The 17827-nt window shown below is 42.6% G+C and carries 17 protein-coding genes; 3 read left to right on the plus strand and 14 right to left on the minus strand.

What is annotated here, in order from left to right; genetic code table 11:
- Nucleotides 1-10 precede the first annotated feature (10 nt).
- Entirely contained in the window at nt 11-706 is a 696-nt protein-coding gene (locus tag CEX98_RS10330; protein WP_099641988.1) for a DUF3108 domain-containing protein, read from the plus strand.
- Between the two features lie 241 nt (nt 707-947).
- On the opposite strand, the gene CEX98_RS10335 is transcribed toward CEX98_RS10330, so the two are convergent.
- Entirely contained in the window at nt 948-1922 is a 975-nt protein-coding gene (locus CEX98_RS10335) for a sensor domain-containing diguanylate cyclase (protein ID WP_099641989.1), read from the minus strand.
- 2 nt (nt 1923-1924) lie between these two features.
- Nucleotides 1925-2929, minus strand: a complete 1005-nt coding sequence (locus CEX98_RS10340) for a response regulator (RefSeq protein WP_099641990.1) — start codon at nt 2927-2929, stop codon at nt 1925-1927.
- 201 nt (nt 2930-3130) lie between these two features.
- Here CEX98_RS10340 and tpx point away from each other — a divergent pair, with 201 nt between their 5' ends.
- A complete protein-coding gene (tpx, locus tag CEX98_RS10345) occupies nt 3131-3712 on the plus strand; it encodes a thiol peroxidase (RefSeq protein ID WP_099641991.1) in 582 nt (193 codons plus the stop codon).
- Between the two features lie 83 nt (nt 3713-3795).
- On the opposite strand, the gene htpG is transcribed toward tpx, so the two are convergent.
- Together htpG and recR are read right to left on the minus strand one after the other, a co-directional pair.
- Entirely contained in the window at nt 3796-5709 is a 1914-nt protein-coding gene (gene htpG, locus CEX98_RS10350) for a molecular chaperone HtpG (protein WP_099641992.1), read from the minus strand.
- A 189-nt stretch (nt 5710-5898) separates the two neighbouring features.
- Entirely contained in the window at nt 5899-6498 is a 600-nt protein-coding gene (gene recR / locus CEX98_RS10355; protein WP_099641993.1) for a recombination mediator RecR, read from the minus strand.
- A gap of 320 nt (nt 6499-6818) precedes the next feature.
- Here recR and CEX98_RS10360 point away from each other — a divergent pair, with 320 nt between their 5' ends.
- The gene (locus CEX98_RS10360; RefSeq protein ID WP_099641994.1) at nt 6819-8894 is read left to right on the plus strand and encodes a M13 family metallopeptidase; all 2076 of its coding nucleotides are present in this window, start codon (nt 6819-6821) and stop codon (nt 8892-8894) included.
- Between the two features lie 57 nt (nt 8895-8951).
- Here CEX98_RS10360 and CEX98_RS10365 read toward each other — a convergent pair whose 3' ends face one another.
- From CEX98_RS10365 to CEX98_RS23595, 10 genes are all read right to left on the minus strand, one after another.
- The gene (locus CEX98_RS10365) at nt 8952-9521 is read right to left on the minus strand and encodes a rhomboid family intramembrane serine protease (RefSeq protein ID WP_099641995.1); all 570 of its coding nucleotides are present in this window, start codon (nt 9519-9521) and stop codon (nt 8952-8954) included.
- 137 nt (nt 9522-9658) lie between these two features.
- A complete protein-coding gene (locus CEX98_RS22855; RefSeq protein ID WP_172439751.1) occupies nt 9659-9829 on the minus strand; it encodes a membrane lipoprotein lipid attachment site-containing protein in 171 nt (56 codons plus the stop codon).
- A gap of 462 nt (nt 9830-10291) precedes the next feature.
- A complete protein-coding gene (locus tag CEX98_RS10370) occupies nt 10292-11272 on the minus strand; it encodes a restriction endonuclease (protein WP_099641996.1) in 981 nt (326 codons plus the stop codon).
- A gap of 12 nt (nt 11273-11284) precedes the next feature.
- A complete protein-coding gene (locus CEX98_RS10375; RefSeq protein WP_099641997.1) occupies nt 11285-11827 on the minus strand; it encodes a hypothetical protein in 543 nt (180 codons plus the stop codon).
- Between the two features lie 418 nt (nt 11828-12245).
- The gene (locus CEX98_RS10380; RefSeq protein ID WP_099641998.1) at nt 12246-12572 is read right to left on the minus strand and encodes a YbaB/EbfC family nucleoid-associated protein; all 327 of its coding nucleotides are present in this window, start codon (nt 12570-12572) and stop codon (nt 12246-12248) included.
- 63 nt (nt 12573-12635) lie between these two features.
- Nucleotides 12636-14939 (minus strand): DNA polymerase III subunit gamma/tau, encoded by a 2304-nt coding sequence (gene dnaX / locus CEX98_RS10385; RefSeq protein ID WP_099641999.1) that lies wholly within the window; start codon nt 14937-14939, stop codon nt 12636-12638.
- Between the two features lie 2 nt (nt 14940-14941).
- The gene (apt, locus tag CEX98_RS10390) at nt 14942-15487 is read right to left on the minus strand and encodes an adenine phosphoribosyltransferase (protein WP_099642000.1); all 546 of its coding nucleotides are present in this window, start codon (nt 15485-15487) and stop codon (nt 14942-14944) included.
- Nucleotides 15488-15920: 433 nt separating this feature from the next.
- Entirely contained in the window at nt 15921-16670 is a 750-nt protein-coding gene (locus CEX98_RS10395; RefSeq protein ID WP_099642001.1) for an HvfC family RiPP maturation protein, read from the minus strand.
- A gap of 2 nt (nt 16671-16672) precedes the next feature.
- The gene (locus CEX98_RS10400; RefSeq protein ID WP_099642002.1) at nt 16673-17509 is read right to left on the minus strand and encodes an HvfB family MNIO-type RiPP peptide maturase; all 837 of its coding nucleotides are present in this window, start codon (nt 17507-17509) and stop codon (nt 16673-16675) included.
- Nucleotides 17510-17683: 174 nt separating this feature from the next.
- On the minus strand, nt 17684-17827 hold a 144-nt coding region (locus CEX98_RS23595; RefSeq protein WP_431520159.1), incomplete at its 5' end, for an HvfA family oxazolone/thioamide-modified RiPP metallophore.

Consider the following 17827-nt stretch of genomic DNA (forward strand, 5'->3'; position numbering starts at 1 on the left):
ATGGAGCGCTGTGCTAATTGGTATTAGCGCTCTACTTTCCACCACCACTTTTGCTAACTCCTTAAACGAATATCACGCAGAATATCAAGTCTCTCGCAAGGGCAAAGTGCATGGCACCGCAACGCGAGATCTGACAAAAGTCGCTGAATCAACTTATGCCGTTCGCTACAAGAGCGATATAGAGTGGATGATTTTTTCTGACGTGCGCACAGAAGAGTCTCTATTTAAGCTATCAGGACATACCGTGAGCCCATTGCATTACAGCATGAAGCGAGAAGGGACAGGTCCGGATAAAAACTATAAGATTAAGTTTGACCACCTCAATCAAGCCATCACGTCCAGTGAAGAAAAGTACCCGTTGAAGGTGAAATGGCTAGAGAACCAACAAGATCTTATTAGCTATCAAGTGCAGCTAAGAGAAGATTTAAAGTCCGGAAAAACCAAGCTTAGCTACCCGATTATTGACAAAAAAGGGAGTCAACGCAGCTATGACTTTGAAATCGCAGGTGAAGAAACTATCACCCTGCCCTTTGGTAATGTAAAGACTATAAAAGTAAAGCGCATCTACGATGATAGTGATCGTCAAGCGATTGCGTGGTTCGCGCCAGATTATGACCATATGCTGGTAAAAATGTATAAGGGGAAAGACGGCGTTGAACAATTTCAGATTGAGCTGACCAACTACCAACCAAACTCTAAAAGCTGATATGGTCCACGTAAAATAACATTGTCAATGTCACTCGTGCACTTTAAAACAGTCCGGCATAGCAGGTGTCGGACTTTTTATACCAATTTGCTTTATTAAACTGAGCTTCGGATAATTGATACCTTTCTAGCAGCCAGTTTTAACGCTAACCGCGTTGAATTCTCTTATCAAATTGAGAAAATATTAAAACTACGTGGTATTACGTGCATCAGGCAGCCATGCCACGCATAGGCCACTTAGATTAGTTACTCGTCATTTCGTTAGAGTAGACGGTCACTTGATTACGCCCACTCTCTTTAGAAACATACAGTGCACTATCTGCGGCTTCAATCCATTGTTCATGCTTTTCAAAAGATTCTTCATAGGCCGCAACGCCAAGACTAACGGTGATGTTGATTTGATGCTCATCATAGTAAATTGACGAGTTTTCAATCAGTGAACGTAGCCTTTCAGCAAACACTACGGCGCCTTTTACATCAGTATCAAGCAAGGTCACCGCAAACTCTTCGCCACCATAACGTCCTGCTGTGTCGGTTTCTCTGAGTGTTTTTCTCAGTAGATCAGAAATATGGCGAATGGCTTCATCTCCACCACTATGTCCGTACTCATCATTGATCCGTTTAAAATGATCGATATCAAACATTAGCAATGCGCTTTGTCCTTGATTACGCTTTAAACGCTTAAACTCTTGCTTTAAACTTTCTTCCCAGAAGCCGCGGTTATGCAGTTGAGTTAAGCTGTCTGTACGGCTTATTTTCTCTAGCTGTCTATTTAGCGACTCAAGTTCAATCTTGTTAATTGCTTCATCGGTAACATCGTAAATGATCACACAAATATGCCCAACATCTCCCGTTACAGTCGTAAGTGGAATGAAAGTAGCGTTTTGATACATATAATCGGCTTTACCTGTGATCGGCCGATAATTTTTAAACCGAAAAATATAGGGCTGTTGCTCCCAAATGGTGAACGAGCGATTTTTTAATACAAATACAGGTTCAGCTTTAGATCTAAACCACTGCTCATCAATACTGGGGAATAGATCAAAAATATCCTTGTCTTTTACAGCGCTTGGCAACAAGCCTGAATGGTTTTCCATAAAACCATTCCAGATACATACCTTGTAATCACGATCAAGCACCACCAAGCCTACGTCTACAGTGTTAAACATATCCATTAACCAATGGATTTCATTCATATCAAAATCGGCTGCTGGCATAGTTAATCATCCAATAAGTAGGCTACTTTATATTTTAGGGTTTTTAGTGAGTCTTCCGTGAACAATAGCATAAGATCACAGTTAATATTATGGTGTTCAATGCCATAGCTTATCTCAATTGCCAGTGTTCTTTGCCATCTGGCTTTATTCGCTTTAACCAGTTCCGCAACATCACAATGTTGACCAAGCACCACAGGGTGCCCTTGGCTAAATGACATATCCAATTGCTTCGACAGACCAGTAAGAATAGCACCAATCAGAATATTGCTAATATCCATTAATAGCTCAAGCTCAACCTTGGTGTTCAGTTCACCATGGTAGTTCATTAACGAGGCAATTTCTTTGAAGCTCGAGTCGTTGAGTAATAATAGTGCTTCACCAGAGACGCCCCCACCAATAAAGCCTTGGCAAACACCAGATGTAGTGGCACTGGCATCAATAGCCTGTAATGCCATATGTAGCTCGTTAACCTCAAGCACGTTGACATTTGGAATTGGCAGTTCGACAAATACATTCAATAGTCGCGCAAGTAAATCACCGGCTTGTCCCATAGCTACATTGGTTAGCTCTTGATAGATATCACGAATTTCTGGATCAAGCTGCTCCCCCAGTTTGTGTACTAGGCTTTCTCGGATCGCTCTGTCTTTAATGCCGTGATGCTCAATGATTTCTGCCAGTTTTGCGGCATCACAGGGTTTGCGAATAAAGTCGATAGCACCAAGTTCAATCACCCGTTGATGCGCATTAGGCTGAATATCGCCCGACACAACCACAGTCAGTACCGATAGCCCTTGTTCTGTGATTGCTTGCAACACCTCGTAGCCGTCCATCTGAGGCATATTTAAATCTAGGAAGAGGATTTCAGGCGAAAGTGCTTTAATTTGTTCAATACAATCGAGTCCATTCTCCGCAAATTCTACTTTGATATCCCAGTCGTCTGGCAATGATCGCGCCAGTTGCCGACGGGCAAGTTTTGAATCGTCACAAATTAGGACTAGTGTTGACATACAAGCTCTCTTTCTGTTTCCCATGCGTATCGGCAGGATGCTGGGAAGTTTTAGTTATAATTATGAGATAAAAGCTTAAAATTGCGACACATGTTAGTAAAACGACGCCAGTTTGACAATCTAAATGTCACTTAAGCTTGGTTAGTTACTGTCAGTATAATACACTCAAAACAATTAAGTTAACTTCAAAAGGAATACTTTATGCTGAAAGCGTTAGTTTTAGCGAGTAGTCTGTTAAGTGCAACTGCCCTCGCCTACGATCTCCCTGAAAATACTGTTGATATGGGAAAGGTTAAAGCCCAAGGTAAAGCGGTGGTTTTATTAGGCAGTGGTGTAGAAAAAGGCCAAGCGGCACCTGATTTTAAGGTTGCAGATGCTGACTTTACTCCGGTAACACTAAAAGACTTTGAAAACCGTGCGGTGTTAATAAGCGTCGTCCCAAGCCTAGATACTGGTACATGTAGCTTACAAACCAAGCACTTCAATGAGAAAGTTGCGAGTCAATTTCCAGATGTTGCAATGCTTACCATCAGCGCAGATCTACCTTTTGCACAAAAACGTTTTTGCAAAGCTGAAAACATCGATAAAGTTAAAACATTATCAGACGCGGTTTGGCACTCATTTGGCGAGAATTACGGCTTATTGATCAAAGATATGGGCTTACTGAGCCGAGCAATTTTTGTACTCAACAAAGAACATAAAATTGTTTATAAACAACTTGTCGAAAATCTGGCGAAAGAACCAGACTATGAAGATGTTGTTTCAACATTAAAAAGTCTTTAGCTTCTAACCTCAGATTTACCAGCTCAGACATTAAAAAGGCCGGACACCTCAATGAGGGTCCGGCCTTTTTTAATCACAATAGATTATTTTTGCAAATCTAGCATCAGCTTATTCAAACGGCTTACAAAGCCCGCTGGGTCTTTCAAGCTGCCGCGCTCAGCAAGCATTGCTTGGTCTAGCAGCACTTCAGCCCACTGTCCAAACTTGTCTTCATCCTGCTCGTTATTCAAATGCTTCACGAGTTGATGCTCAGGGTTTAACTCAAAGACTGGCTTAGACTCAGGAACAGCTTGACCTACCTGCTCCATTAGCTTTTGCATTTGCGAGCTCATGTCGTTGTCATCAGCAACAACACAGGCAGGAGAGTCAGTTAGACGGTGTGTGAAACGTACTTCTTTCACCTTCTCACCAAGCACTGTCTTCACGCGCTCAACTAAGCCCTCAACTTCTTTTTCACTTTCTTCGTGTGCTTTCTTAGTTTCTTCGTCATCCATATCACCAAGATCTAAGTCACCACGTGTGATTGACTGGAATTGCTTCTCGTTGAACTCAGTTAGATGGCTCATCATCCACTCGTCAACACGGTCACTCAACAACAGCACCTCAATGCCTTTCTTACGGAAGATCTCAAGGTGAGGAGAGCTCTTCGCCGCTTCAAAGCTGTCGGCTACTACATAGTAAATCTTGTCTTGACCTTCTTTCATGCGCTCAATGTATTGCTCAAGCGACACATTTTGGGTCTGCTCATCTGTATCTGTTGAGCTAAAGCGTAATAATTTTGCAATCGCTTCTTTGTTTGCAAAATCTTCTGCAGGACCTTCTTTGATCACATTACCAAACTCATTCCAAAATGTTTGATAATCTTCTGGCTTGTTTTTACCCATGCGCTCAAGCATTTTAAGTACGCGAGACGTACAACCCTTGCGAATAGCTTGAGTGATCTTGTTATCTTGCAGAATTTCACGAGATACGTTCAGTGGTAAATCGTTCGAATCTAATAAACCTTTCACGAAGCGTAAGTAGCTTGGCATAAACTGCTCGGCATCATCCATGATAAATACACGCTGCACATAGAGCTTAAGACCAGCTTGACGCTCGCGGTTGTATAAATCGAATGGTGCTTTTTTAGGGATATAAAGTAGGCTTGTGTATTCAGTTTTACCTTCTACTTTATTGTGTGCCCATGAAAGTGGCTCTTCCCAATCATGACCAACGTGCTTGTAGAATTCTTTATATTCTTCATCGCTGATCTCAGACTTATCGCGAGTCCAAAGTGCTGTCGCTTTGTTAATGGCTTCCCACTCACCAGGCTGTGCTTCAATTTTTTCACCGTCAGGGCCTTCAGACTCTGGAACTGGGTCTTTATAAAGCTCAACAGGAATAGAGATGTGATCTGAGTATTTAGTCACAATACCGCGTAGACGATATGTTTCTAGGAACTCACTCTCTTCTTCACGTAGGTGTAGCGTGATTTCAGTACCACGGTCGGCTTTTTCGATTTCAGCAATCGTGAAGTCGCCTTCACCTTGTGATTCCCATTCAATAGCTTGAGCTTCGCCAGCCTTGCGTGTACGAACAGTAACCTTGTCTGCAACAATAAATGCAGAGTAGAAACCAACACCAAACTGACCAATTAGCTGTGAATCTTTAGCTTGGTCGCCTGTGAGGTTTTTAAAGAAATCAGCAGTGCCTGATTTTGCGATCGTGCCTAATGAACTGATCACTTCATCACGCGTCATACCAATACCATTATCTGAAATTGTAATGGTTTTAGCATCTTTATCTACGCTTAGGCGAACACGTAACTCTGCATCGCCTTCGTACAGATCGCCGTTTTGCAATGCTAAGTAACGTAGTTTGTCAGCCGCGTCTGAAGCGTTAGATACTAATTCGCGTAAAAAGATCTCTTTGTTTGAGTACAAAGAGTGGATCATTAGGTTTAATAGTTGTTTGACTTCTGTTTGAAAGCCTAATGTTTCTTTTTGAGCTGCGGACATTGTTCTCTCCAATATAAGCAATTAGTGCAGTATTCTGTATCAATATGCTAGGTATATGGGGGAGGAGAACAAACTTTCAAGGGAATTATGTAAATTTTTAACAATCTGCCCTGTAAAATCACGCCAGGACAGATGCAATATGAGTTCTACTGGTTTAAACCGTGTAAGGCTACCTGCCAAAGGAAGTGTCTACAGTTTTTTCCTGCCACTGAAGGCGTGCATTAACGTCATACCATCGACCAAATCCAGCTCGCCACCAACTGGCATTCCATGAGCAATACGCGAAGCATCAACATTGTATTTATGACAAAGCTCCGAAATGTAGTGCGCTGTTGCTTCGCCTTCAACGGTTGGATTCGTTGCTAAGATCACCTCGTTAATATTGCCCGCACTGAGCTTGTGCTCGAGTACGTCTAGGCCGATTTCATTTGGTCCAATTCCATCAAGTGGTGACAAATGCCCCATCAAAACAAAATATAACCCGCTATATTGCCCAGTTTGCTCTATTGCTAGGACATCAGTTGGAGATTCAACTACGCATAATAGCCCGCTATCTTGACGCTTAATACTTTGGCAAATATCACAGACTTCTACTTCACTAAAGGTACGACAGCTCGTGCAGTGACCAATAGCTTGCATTGCATGACTAAGGCACTGCCCCAGTTGGCTTCCGCCTTCTCTATCACGTTCTAATAGATGAAAGGCAATGCGCTGAGCAGACTTAGGTCCAATTCCCGGCAAACAACGAAGCGCCTCAATCAGCGCTGTTAAACTTGGTGATAATTGCATAAATTCGGTTTCTTATGTTCTAGGTAGTGCAAATACACTTATCTTAATGGGCTGATGATAAGGGATTACCGTATTGATTTAAAGCTTAATACCAGCAGCCAGTTATAAACGCCCTATACTGCATAACTGTTTAACCGTCGCAAATTTACTAATAATATAAGTGAAGTGCATTAGCATGGAATGATAAAGCTCACGCTTTCAAAGGACAGCCAATTCAATGAATACTTGCAGGGCCAAGCAAATAACATAACAATGGACTATTCCCGATAGCTGATACAAAACCACTGTCGGGCCTACTTCTAAAAAATAGAGACAAAATAATGAAAAAAACCATACTAGCAAGCGCAATTACCGCAATTATGCTCACAGCCTGCTCTGAGCCTCAGGTTTCGACAAAAGAAGTCAAAACCGCAGAAAAAGCAATCGCCACAGCGGGAAAAGCTGAGTTGGGTACATTTGGTGTGGACCTTAGCGCGCGCGATGAAAGCGTAAAACCAGGTGATGACTTTTTTATGTATGCCAGCGGTACTTGGTATAAAAATTATGAAATGCCAGCTGATAAAACGCGATTTGGTGCCTTTTCTGCTCTAGCTGAACGTAGCGAAGAGCAAGTAAAAACCATTATAGAAGAAATTGCAAAAGGCAAAGATCTTAACGCTGAAGAGCAATTGATTGCTGATTTTTACAACGCATATATGGATGTTGATACGCTAAATAAGCGCGGTATTACTCCCATTCAGCCACTATTGGCTGACATTGACGCGATAAATAACACCGATGGCCTAACAAAAGCATTCGGTCAGTCTTGGCTTACTGGGGTTACTGCTCCGATCGGCGGCGGCATGTGGTTTAACCGTCTTGACCCCAATAAATACGAAATGTCGATGGGCGCTGGCGGACTTGGACTACCAGACCGCTCTTACTATCTAGAAGAAGCGGAGCGTTTTGTTAAAACTCGCCAAGCATACGTTGCGCATATTGCCGATATGCTTAAATTTGCAGACAAAGACAAAGCGACCGAGCGTGCAGAAGCAATTTTAGCACTTGAAACTAAAATTGCAGCGGGCCACTGGCCACGGGAAAAACGTAGAAATCGTGACCTCACATTAAACCAAATTAAACGTGAAGATTTAGCCTCACAATATCCAGGCTTTAACTGGGACCTATATTTTGCAGAAACTGGCTACAAAGTGCCTCAGCTGAATATGGCACAACCTGAACCAATCAAAGCCATGATCGAGCTGATTAACTCTGAAGATATAAATGTGTGGAAGGACTATTTAACCTACCATGCTATCAGCGGTAATGCGTCCTTACTATCTGAAGAAATATTCAATACCAACTTTGAGTTTTATGGCAAGCACCTAAGCGGTCAGCAAGAGCCTCGAGCACGCTGGAAACGCGCAATCAGCGAAATGTCTGGCACCACTTCTCTTGGTTTTGCCATTGGTAAAGTGTACGTTGCCCGTTATTTCCCTGAGTCATCTAAAAAACAAATGTCAGAGCTGGTCGAAAACCTACGTAAAGCACTAGGTGAGCGAATTGAAGGTTTAGACTGGATGGGTGAAGAAACTAAAGTTAACGCCCAAGCCAAACTGGCAGCATTTACTCCTAAAATTGGCTACCCAGACGAGTGGCAATCATTTGAGGGCTTAACATTAACGCGTGATAACCTGATGACCAACGTGAAAAACCTGCGTGAGTTTTTCCGTAATGACAGCATCGCTAAAGAGCTTAAGAAAACGGACCGTAACCGTTGGGGTATGACACCACAACGCGTCAACGCATACTACAATAGCTCATTTAATGAGATAGTATTCCCAGCTGCCATTTTGCAACCACCATTTTTCGATCCAAATGCAGATCCAGCCGTAAACTACGGTGGCATTGGTGCGGTGATCGGCCACGAAATGGGTCATGGCTTTGACGACCAAGGCTCTAAATCAGATGCTAACGGAATTCAACGTAACTGGTGGACCGACTCAGACCGCGCTGCTTTCGAAGAAAAGGCAGACAAACTCGCGGCACAGTACAACAAGTATGAGCCTATTGAGGGTAACTTCGTAAACGGCCGAAACAGTCTTGGCGAAAACATCGGTGACGTAGGTGGCCTTGCTATGGCTTACCATGCATATAAACTGAGCCTCAACGGTAAAGAAGCCCCTGTGATTGATGGCCTGACTGGCGATCAGCGTTTCTTCCTTGCTTGGGCACAGGTATGGAAAGAAAAGCGCACAGAGCAAAGCATGTTGAATCAGCTACGTGCAGGTACTCATGCACCGGGGCAATTCAGAGCACTGGCACCTCGTAACCATGATGCATGGTACAAAGCGTTTGACGTAAAACCGGGCGACAAACTTTACCTTGCACCTGAAGAGCGCGTGCGTATTTGGTAATAGTGTAAACGATTAGTTCATAGCCTGCCGTCACTGGCAGGTTATGTCGCGCTCGCTTTAAGCAATACGATTTGGCTTAGTGATATAAGCCGCACAAATGCCACTTAAAAACCCAAAAATATGACTTGAACTACTGGTTTGGGCCGAAAAATCAAACAACGTCGCGAGAAAACTAATATTGGCATAATAGGTCAACACCAGTAATGCGATAAAACTAACAATGCCAAGCACATTTCGATTAAAAAGTGCAACCCCCAGCAATAAGCCAAAATACCCCATCACAATACCTGATGCGCCTATGTGATTGGCTGCACCAGCAAACAACCAAACGAGCAGGCCTGTCACTATAACAATAAAGCATGTTGCCCGTTTAAACTTAGGCAATCGCGACGCCAAATAACCACTGATACTCAACCCCAGTAAGTTACTCGTTAGATGTCCCCAACTCCCGTGTACAAAGGGCGCTGTGAGTACACCACTCAAATGTTGCACACTATGCGGCACAATGCCAAAACGATACATGGGTAAGCCAAAAATCCCACCTAACACCTGTATAAGGCACATTATCGCCATCGCGTACAAAACCAGTTTAAAATTGGGCGGAAAAACCAGTGCGCGTTTACTCATTTAATTTCCGTATAGATAGATAAAAAACAGCGCCCTATTAGGCGCTAGTAAGAATGAATTTGCAAATGTCAGATATAAAAAAGCCAACCAACATCAGAGCCTATTAAATGCCTTATACCGTGAAGGTAAAAAGGTAATTAACACTTGCCCTTTTTCTTCTGCCCTGGCGGACAAAACTTTCCATTGTCGTCGTTATTTTCTTTCGTACCAACCTTAACTTCCATATCATCAACCTCACCTTCCACACGGGTCAGTTGACAGCCGGAGAGCAATGCAACACTCACCAAAACTAGAATAATAGATTTCATTTTCTTTTCCTATATCTTATAAAAACCAGAAAATACAAAAGCAGAGTGTTAGCAGCTTTGGCAATAAGTAGCTGCAAATGCACCACAATGCTCAGGTGTTATATTGATTATAGCGCTTACTACATAGGACATAAGTAATTAAGCATAGTCAAAGCGTTAGACTATACTAGCCATACTCTGAACTGCGAGTTACTGAGTGCATACAGTATCTTATCAGCCTTTATTTCGCCGCTTTCAGTTTTATTCCGGTATGTCCTTGGCAGGATAGTCGTCATTCCTAAAATTTCATCAATACCTTTACAAAACACATCATCGCCATCGCATACAAAACCAGCTTAAATTGGATGGAAAAACCAATGCGCTTTTACCTTAAATATAATTTCAATAATGTAGGCCTGATGTACTAAATTATAGTAACTTGCTCTGATCAAGCGAATATCACCACATCTTGGCGGAGGTAGATTAAAGTAGCTTAGGAAGTACGGATAGCCCAAGTTTTTCTTTAGTCGAAACAGACAGCTTATCAACTTGAGAGATTATTTTGGCAGCCAATGCCTCTCCTTCCATAACACTTACCCCATGCTCACTTGCATATTCTTTAACTTCATCTGAAACAACACCTGTGGTAATCAACCACAAGCTGACATTTGGGGTTTCTTTTTCAAATTCAATTAACTGATCAACTCCCCAATTGTTAGTTGTTCCAGAGTGATGCTTACACTGAACATAGACAATATTTGTCCCAGAAAAATCATCACTTTTTTCCGCCCTAATATCAATATCAGAATGATCATTTGTCTGACTTTTTGACATAATATGCGCTTGATAACCTTCTATTTCTAATAGTTCAGCAATTAGCTTTTCTAGACCATAACCACCACTTTCTAACCTAGATTGCCCTGTTATTAACCTATCTAGTAAACTACGTTCAATGTGTTTTAATTCGGCTTCTACTCGTGTTTGAAACTCTGAGTCGAATTGTATCTCTAAATTTTGCTCTAGCTTTTCAACATAACCCGCTATTTCTTCTCTAAACTCATTAAGGTTAGCAATCGACATCCTTATCTTTAATCTGCTTTGTAAGCCTTCAGTTAATTGATACCTTGGGATTTTAACCAAATTACCATCAGACTGTTTAAAGAAATTGACCGCGACTCGGTTAGCTCCATTCCAAGGTGTTTCAGCGAATGACTTTTCACCAACTGCAATCCCAATTAACACTGCCCGACTTACCGGAACTATTACGATATCACCAGCTGAAATTTCGAAAAATCGTTTGATTTGGTTTCTTTGCCTACCGATATCGATTCCTCTCTCTTTAATAAACTCATCAACTTCAACAAAAGAATTAAACTTACTCAAATTAATTTCACGCCAACCATAACCAGCTAAAGCCTGCGCGGCCAAGGATTCTGGACCTCTGACTAATACTATGTTTTTCATTTTGTTCACCCTTTATAGATTAAGCCAATGCCAAAACGTTTCGGGCATTTCTTGCTCTACCGTTTTCATGCATTTGATATCAACAGTACTGTTACAGCCCATCAGAGGTACTTCAATTTCTCTTGATTGCTCTGCCCAGTTAACTTCAAAATAACGAACATTCTCATCATCATGGCATATCTTAGTTACTCTTCCGAAACCGTATAGCTTCATGGTTTTACCAAATTGTTCACGCTTTTTAAGAACAAGAAGGTCACCGACACAAACTTCATACCATCGATTTACCTGAACTTCACTCTCTAGATAGTCAAAACGACAAATTCCATTTTCTTTCCAAAAAATATCTAATCTATTTGAAAAATCAGCTTCTGGACAAAAGCCCATAAATAAAATTGAGGTGTCTGCTGGCTTACTATATGGGATCGCATCGAGTATTAACTTTGCATCTTTATCTCCTTTGTTGAAAATGCGTAGCGCATTTTCTTGTAAAACGGCCATTTGAGCGCGTGTTAAACTGCCACTTTTTAGCTGGTCAAGTTGATTTTGATACTTCATAAATCCATCTCCATATTTAGAATAGTTCGTTACTGACACCCTTAAGTTAGAACACTTTCACATAAAATAAAAGCTTTATTATTCAAATAGATAAAACTAATTTTCGGTGAAAAAATTCTTAGATTCCGCGATATAGAATCGGTTTAAATGCATTTAGAACCCTCTTTTTCAATAAAAAAGTAGATTGAGATGATAATTTTAACGGATCAGGCAAAGTAGCTTGTCTTATGCAAGCTGCTCTTCGATGAAACTGAGTGATTGGTTTTTAATTAACCTGAGGTTTGGATAATTAATATCTAACCGCTAGAAACAAAAAAGCTCAGGCACTTTATTACCTGAGCTTTCGTTAATTTTTATCCCCGACTTGTCCCATACGAGGACTGTAAGAATAAAAACGTTTTAGTTCATAACTTTGAGGTTAAAACGGCATCTTGAAGCCTGGAGGCATTTGCATACCGCCAGTAACTTCTGACATACGTCTTTGCGTTTCTTCACCAACACGGCGAACTGCGTCGTTTACCGCAGCGGCTAGTAGGTCTTCGATCATGTCTTTGTCGTCTTCCATTAGACTCTCGTCGATTTCTACGCGACGAACGTTGTGGCTGCCAAGCATAGTGACTTTTACAAGCCCTGCGCCTGCTTCACCAGTTACTTCTAAGCTTTTGATCTCTTCTTGGGCTTTTTCCATGCGCTCTTGCATTTGCTGCGCCTGCTTCATGATGTTGCCCATTCCGCCTTTAAACATATTCTGCTCTCTTATACTTCAATTTGGTTTACTGTGATAAAAGATAAGGGCTAACGCCCTTAATTACAATGCTTGAACGCTATTTTCATCAAGCATTGCGTCAAATTCTTGGACGAACGCACTTACGAGTGGATCCTCGCGCATCGCCGCCTTGGCTTGACCGAGTCTATGCTCGTCGAGCTGCTGTTGTACTAAAAACGGTGTGTTTTCCGCAGTTTCTATATAGTTAATCTCAAGTGTTATTGATTGCGCTAATAAGGTACTGAGACTCTCAGTTAGCTTGTCTCTTAGCACTTTAGAATCAAGGTGCTGTTGACTTGCGTCTACTTGCAGTTGCACATGCGTACCTTGCTGAGTAAACACGCTGTGCAGTGCATATTGGCGGATGCGTCCACCTAATTGCATTTTTTCAATCATATTTGCCCACTCATCGCTTTGATGAGCGAATTTAATATCACTGATTGGACTAACAAAGTTTTCAGGTGCCGGGATCTCTACCTCAATACTTTGCTCGCTATCATCTTGTTTTACAGGTGATAACTGCTCTAGCAATTCAGGCGCTAAATTTTCTGTAACTGGCTTATGACGCGTTTGAAATGATTCCTTCTGTGGCTTTTTTGGCACTGGACGAGGCTCAATCACTTCTGTTCTGTGCGGCTCAGCCTGGTACGTCGATGTTGCCAAAGTTGGCTCTGGCGCTTGCGTTACTTGCATCGGCGCACTCGGCGCCTCAGACTTTTTTACCTCACCATCGGCTCCCACCAACTTGCCAGCACCTGAGATATTTCGATTTTTTAAGATCCGTGCAATCGCTGATTGTGCTTGGCTTTGCTGTTCTGCTACTGAGATCTTAGCGGGTGAAGGGTCTGGCGACGTCTCCACTGGTGTAAGCGGCTCTGGCCGTGGGCTTTGATGTTGAGGAGGTACTTGTGAATACGATGCCTCATCAGCCGCAGTAGGTCCTTGATGATGTGCGGGCACCTGCTCTTGAAACCCTTGCTCCACCGCCTGCGACATAACACTGTCATATTGGCTGGCTATCTCTGCCTCATCAGGCTCAGGTAGCTGATTTGGTATAGTAGGCGCTGGCGACCTCGGCTCATTATATTCACTCGGCTGCGATAGCGGTGCCGCTGTTTGTGGTGGTGAAGCTGGTTGAGCCTGACTTACAACTGTTTGGTCATCATCCGTAGGCTTTTTCAACAGCGCTCGAAGACTACCAACTTTACTCTGCTTAGTTTCAGAGCTCTGTGTTACTGGTGCGACAGAGGGAGCTATTTGGCTCTCTTTTTCAAAGGCCATTAAGCGTAGCATGACCATTTCAAAGCCAAGCTTAGGTTCAGGAGCCCACTTTAAATCCTTCTTACCATTCAACAGCAATTGATATAATAATTGCCCTTGTTGTGGCGCCAGTTGTTCTGCAAACAGCTTGATGTCGTTGTTATCAAAATTGGATAGTCGCGCTGCACTTGGGACAAGCTGCGCCAACTGGATCACATGTAATAGTGCGATTAAGTCATCCAACACACTAACAAAATTGCCGTTTTGTAACGCAATTTTCTCAATCGCATTGAGTAAAGCTTCACCGTCGTGACATAAAATGGCAGACAGTAATATCACAGCATGTGCACTATCCATTAAACCAAGCATAGACTGCACAGCAGGCACCGTTAGATTGCCGTTTGTTTGGGCGATGGCCTGATCGGTCAAGCTAAGTGCATCACGCATACTACCATCAGCCGCTTTTGCTAAGGTTTGCAATGCAATCGGATCAAATGCCACTTGTTCTAAGGGCAGTATTTTTTCTAGCTGTTCAACAATTTGATCTTGCGTCATCGCATTCAAGTTAAATTGCAAACAACGAGAGAGGATCGTCACAGGTAGCTTTTGCGGATCTGTGGTTGCGAGTAGAAATTTTACGTGCTCTGGTGGCTCTTCTAAGGTTTTCAATAGTGCATTAAAACTATGTTTGGACAACATATGCACTTCGTCAATAAGATAAACCTTATAGCGACCACGAGTTGGGGCGTACTGCACGTTATCTAGGATTTCTCGTGTATCTTCCACTTTGGTACGAGATGCGGCATCAATTTCTATGAGATCAATAAATTTGCCCGTTTCAATCTCGGTACATGCACTACACTGGCCGCAAGGCGTTGAGGTAACGCCCTGCTCGCAGTTAAGGCTTTTAGCAAAGATCCTGGCAATGGTGGTTTTACCTACCCCTCGCGTTCCTGTGAATAAGTAGGCATGGTGCAAACGCTTTTCATTAAGCGCATTGACTAGAGCTTGCTTTACATGCTCCTGCCCCATTAATTCATGGAAGTTTTGCGGACGCCATTTACGCGCCAGAACCTGATAGCTCATGCTTATTCGCCTTCGAACTCTACAAGTGAAAGGATCTTGATCCCAAGATCTTGAATTTTCTTCTCACCACCTAGTTCCGGTAATGAAATAACAAACGCAGCATCTGTGGCTTCACCGCCTAGACGTTTTACCAGTTTTGCTGTTGCTTCAATAGTACCACCTGTCGCTAATAAGTCATCCACTAACAGTACTTTATCGCCTGCTTCAATGGCATCAGCATGAAGTTCTAGGGTATCTTCACCATATTCAAGCTGGTAAGACTGACTAATAACCTCACGCGGCAATTTGCCTGGCTTTCTAACTGGCACAAACGGGATCCCTAGTGCATACGAAAGGGGAGCACCAAAGATAAAACCACGAGATTCTGTACCAATAATTTTGGTAAAGCCGCCCTCTTTGTAGGCAGTAACAAAAGCATCAATCGTTGCCTTGAATGCTTCTGGGTTTGCTAGAAGTGAAGTGACATCGCGGAACATGATACCTGGCTTTGGGTAATCTGGTACCGTGGCGATACTATTTTTGATCAATGACCTATTATCTGTTGTCATAATTGCTTGCTTTAAGTTTATTACAAAAGAGCCAGATTATAACAATTTTCTATCAGGTTGAAACCGACTGAATGACTTTGCGTGTCAGGATGAAGAAAAAGCGAGCGATTTGGACCTGTTTATGGTGTAAATAACCTCAGGTTAAATATGAAAAAGGCTGCAACTAGCAGCCCTTAAAATAGCGTAATTAAACGACCGCTGTTGCCCAGCCTAGAATTGCGTTCAAACAGCCAATTCCAGCAAAAACTGCAACAAATGCAAGGAAATACTTTGCATTAAACGGGTCTTTAAAGTCACCTTTAGACATAGCTACTACCTTTAATTTTACAACTCGCACCAACTACACTGAATGTAGATGGCATTGACTAGCGCCCTAGTCCGAGTTTAAGCACGACAAAAATCAGCCGGTATAATAGTCGATGTTGGTGCTTGCTTAAAGGTTTTTTGCTTTGATAATGCCAAGATTTGCAAATTCGCTGAGGGTATGTTGAGCTCCTTGATAGAGTTGCTCATGGCTAAATTGAGTTACTTGATTGGCAATATCACCCACAAGGTCAACAAGTTGTAGTCCATTGTTAGATTCAATTACCGACAGCATCAGTGCAGTCATTGGGTTTAATGCAATAAATTGCACTTCATCTTCGTCGTCACGATATAACGCAAAGCTATAGGTTTGCCCTTCTACTTTAGCAGGTCTAAAAGTGTCGCTGATCTGATGCACCGGGTACTGGTAGTGGGCAATTCTAGCCGTGCTTGCCAAATGGATATCGGACTGTAAAAGGCCGTCAGCGTCCAGCGAACATTCGCCCGATGATTCTACTGTTGTGGCAACATCAAGCTCCAGCCATTCGTAGTGAGCCAATTCAAGCATAAACGCTGGATCGGCTGCTGTTGGTTCATATTCACTTTGCAAGAACTGCAGGAACTCTTTGCTGATCTCAAGAAAATAAGGGGATTGGCAATGATGTTTAACAAAAAACTGTCTGACTAAATCAAGCCATGCAGATGTTGAATATAAACTTTTAAGTACCGGGAAGGCACTACTTACAAACCCTTCTATATTATTGAAAAACAGTTCTTGATAGATTTTTAAACGCCGAGCTTCTATACCAGAGGGCGCGGGTTGGTGTTCAGGGTCTCGAATATGAGCCATAAAAGCCTGCTGTGTATCAATAAACGACATGCTCACACCTTCTCTGGCACATTAACGTGCTTTGCTTGAATAGCTGATATTTGTCCCGCCTCAGCCAATAGCTCAGACATCGGGGGAATATTAAAATCTCGCTCTAACAAGGTTGGAAAGACGCCATGTAACTCATACGCCCGATGCAATAACTGCCATACCGAAGGTGTGACGTCGGCGCCATGGGTATCTACGAGTAAATCCTCAGCTTCAACATAATGGCCTGCGATATGTCCGTAAGCAATCCGTTCGCTGGGCATGGCCGCCAAAAACTGCTCTGCATCATAATGGTGATTAATAGAATTCACATAGATATTATTCACATCCAACAGCAAGTCACAATCGGCTTCCTCTAGTACCGCAAGTGTAAACTCCAACTCCGACATCTCTTGCCCTGGGGCTGCGTAGTAAGAAACGTTTTCTACTGCAATGCGCCGCTCAAGTTGATCTTGGACCGCGCGTATCCGCCCTGCAGTGTGGCGCACAGCCTCCTCCGTAAATGGGATAGGCATTAGGTCATACATGTGGCCATCACCTGAACAATAGCTAAGATGCTCACTATAGGTAACTATGTTGTGCTGCTTAAAAAATGTTTTTAGCTGCGATAGAAATTCGGTATCTAGTGGTGCAGGTGAGCCTAACGACAAAGATAAACCGTGACAAATAAAAGTATGAACTTGGGTCAATGCTTGGAATTGCTTAGCGAGTTTACCGCCAAACTTCATCCAGTTTTCCGGTGCAACTTCATAAAAGTCGACTTGTTGTGGAGGCGTGTTAAGTACGTCATCAATCATTTCTCGACGCAAGCCAAGCCCCAGGTTTCCTAACTTCGCAGCCATTCTTTTTCCACCTAGCGGTTACAGTTAACGGATATTCTATTGAAAGCTAAAACAAACCTTCTGGTAACATTTTACTTTGATTTGACGATACCCAATGGCACAGGTTTACGCAAATTATACCAACTGGTATTACTGTGCCATTGAGCTCAAGTAGATTTGTGTTAGCAACAATAATTAGTGGCTGCCACCACATTTACCTTCACCACACTTGCCTTCTTTTTTACCTTTGGCATTACCACCACATTTGCCTTCGCCACACTTACCTTCTTTTTTACTTTTCGCATGGCCTCCGCACTTGCCTTCGCCACATTTACCTTC

Source organism: Pseudoalteromonas piscicida (assembly GCF_002744175.1).
GTDB lineage: Bacteria > Pseudomonadota > Gammaproteobacteria > Enterobacterales > Alteromonadaceae > Pseudoalteromonas > Pseudoalteromonas piscicida_B.

Excerpts from the sequence above, each read along its gene's own strand:
- CEX98_RS10335 (WP_099641989.1), bottom strand. The coding sequence starts at position 1,922 with ATGCCAGCAGCCGATTTTGATATGAATGAAATCCATTGGTTAATGGAT.
- apt (WP_099642000.1), bottom strand. The coding sequence starts at position 15,487 with ATGACAACAGATAATAGGTCATTGATCAAAAATAGTATCGCCACGGTA.
- htpG (WP_099641992.1), bottom strand. The coding sequence starts at position 5,709 with ATGTCCGCAGCTCAAAAAGAAACATTAGGCTTTCAAACAGAAGTCAAA.
- recR (WP_099641993.1), bottom strand. The coding sequence starts at position 6,498 with ATGCAATTATCACCAAGTTTAACAGCGCTGATTGAGGCGCTTCGTTGT.
- CEX98_RS10395 (WP_099642001.1), bottom strand. The coding sequence starts at position 16,670 with ATGTCGTTTATTGATACACAGCAGGCTTTTATGGCTCATATTCGAGAC.
- CEX98_RS10340 (WP_099641990.1), bottom strand. The coding sequence starts at position 2,929 with ATGTCAACACTAGTCCTAATTTGTGACGATTCAAAACTTGCCCGTCGG.
- CEX98_RS22855 (WP_172439751.1), bottom strand. The coding sequence starts at position 9,829 with ATGAAATCTATTATTCTAGTTTTGGTGAGTGTTGCATTGCTCTCCGGC.
- CEX98_RS10360 (WP_099641994.1), top strand. The coding sequence starts at position 6,819 with ATGAAAAAAACCATACTAGCAAGCGCAATTACCGCAATTATGCTCACA.
- CEX98_RS10375 (WP_099641997.1), bottom strand. The coding sequence starts at position 11,827 with ATGAAGTATCAAAATCAACTTGACCAGCTAAAAAGTGGCAGTTTAACA.
- dnaX (WP_099641999.1), bottom strand. The coding sequence starts at position 14,939 with ATGAGCTATCAGGTTCTGGCGCGTAAATGGCGTCCGCAAAACTTCCAT.
- CEX98_RS10370 (WP_099641996.1), bottom strand. The coding sequence starts at position 11,272 with ATGAAAAACATAGTATTAGTCAGAGGTCCAGAATCCTTGGCCGCGCAG.
- CEX98_RS10380 (WP_099641998.1), bottom strand. The coding sequence starts at position 12,572 with ATGTTTAAAGGCGGAATGGGCAACATCATGAAGCAGGCGCAGCAAATG.
- tpx (WP_099641991.1), top strand. The coding sequence starts at position 3,131 with ATGCTGAAAGCGTTAGTTTTAGCGAGTAGTCTGTTAAGTGCAACTGCC.
- CEX98_RS10365 (WP_099641995.1), bottom strand. The coding sequence starts at position 9,521 with ATGAGTAAACGCGCACTGGTTTTTCCGCCCAATTTTAAACTGGTTTTG.
- CEX98_RS10400 (WP_099642002.1), bottom strand. The coding sequence starts at position 17,509 with ATGGCTGCGAAGTTAGGAAACCTGGGGCTTGGCTTGCGTCGAGAAATG.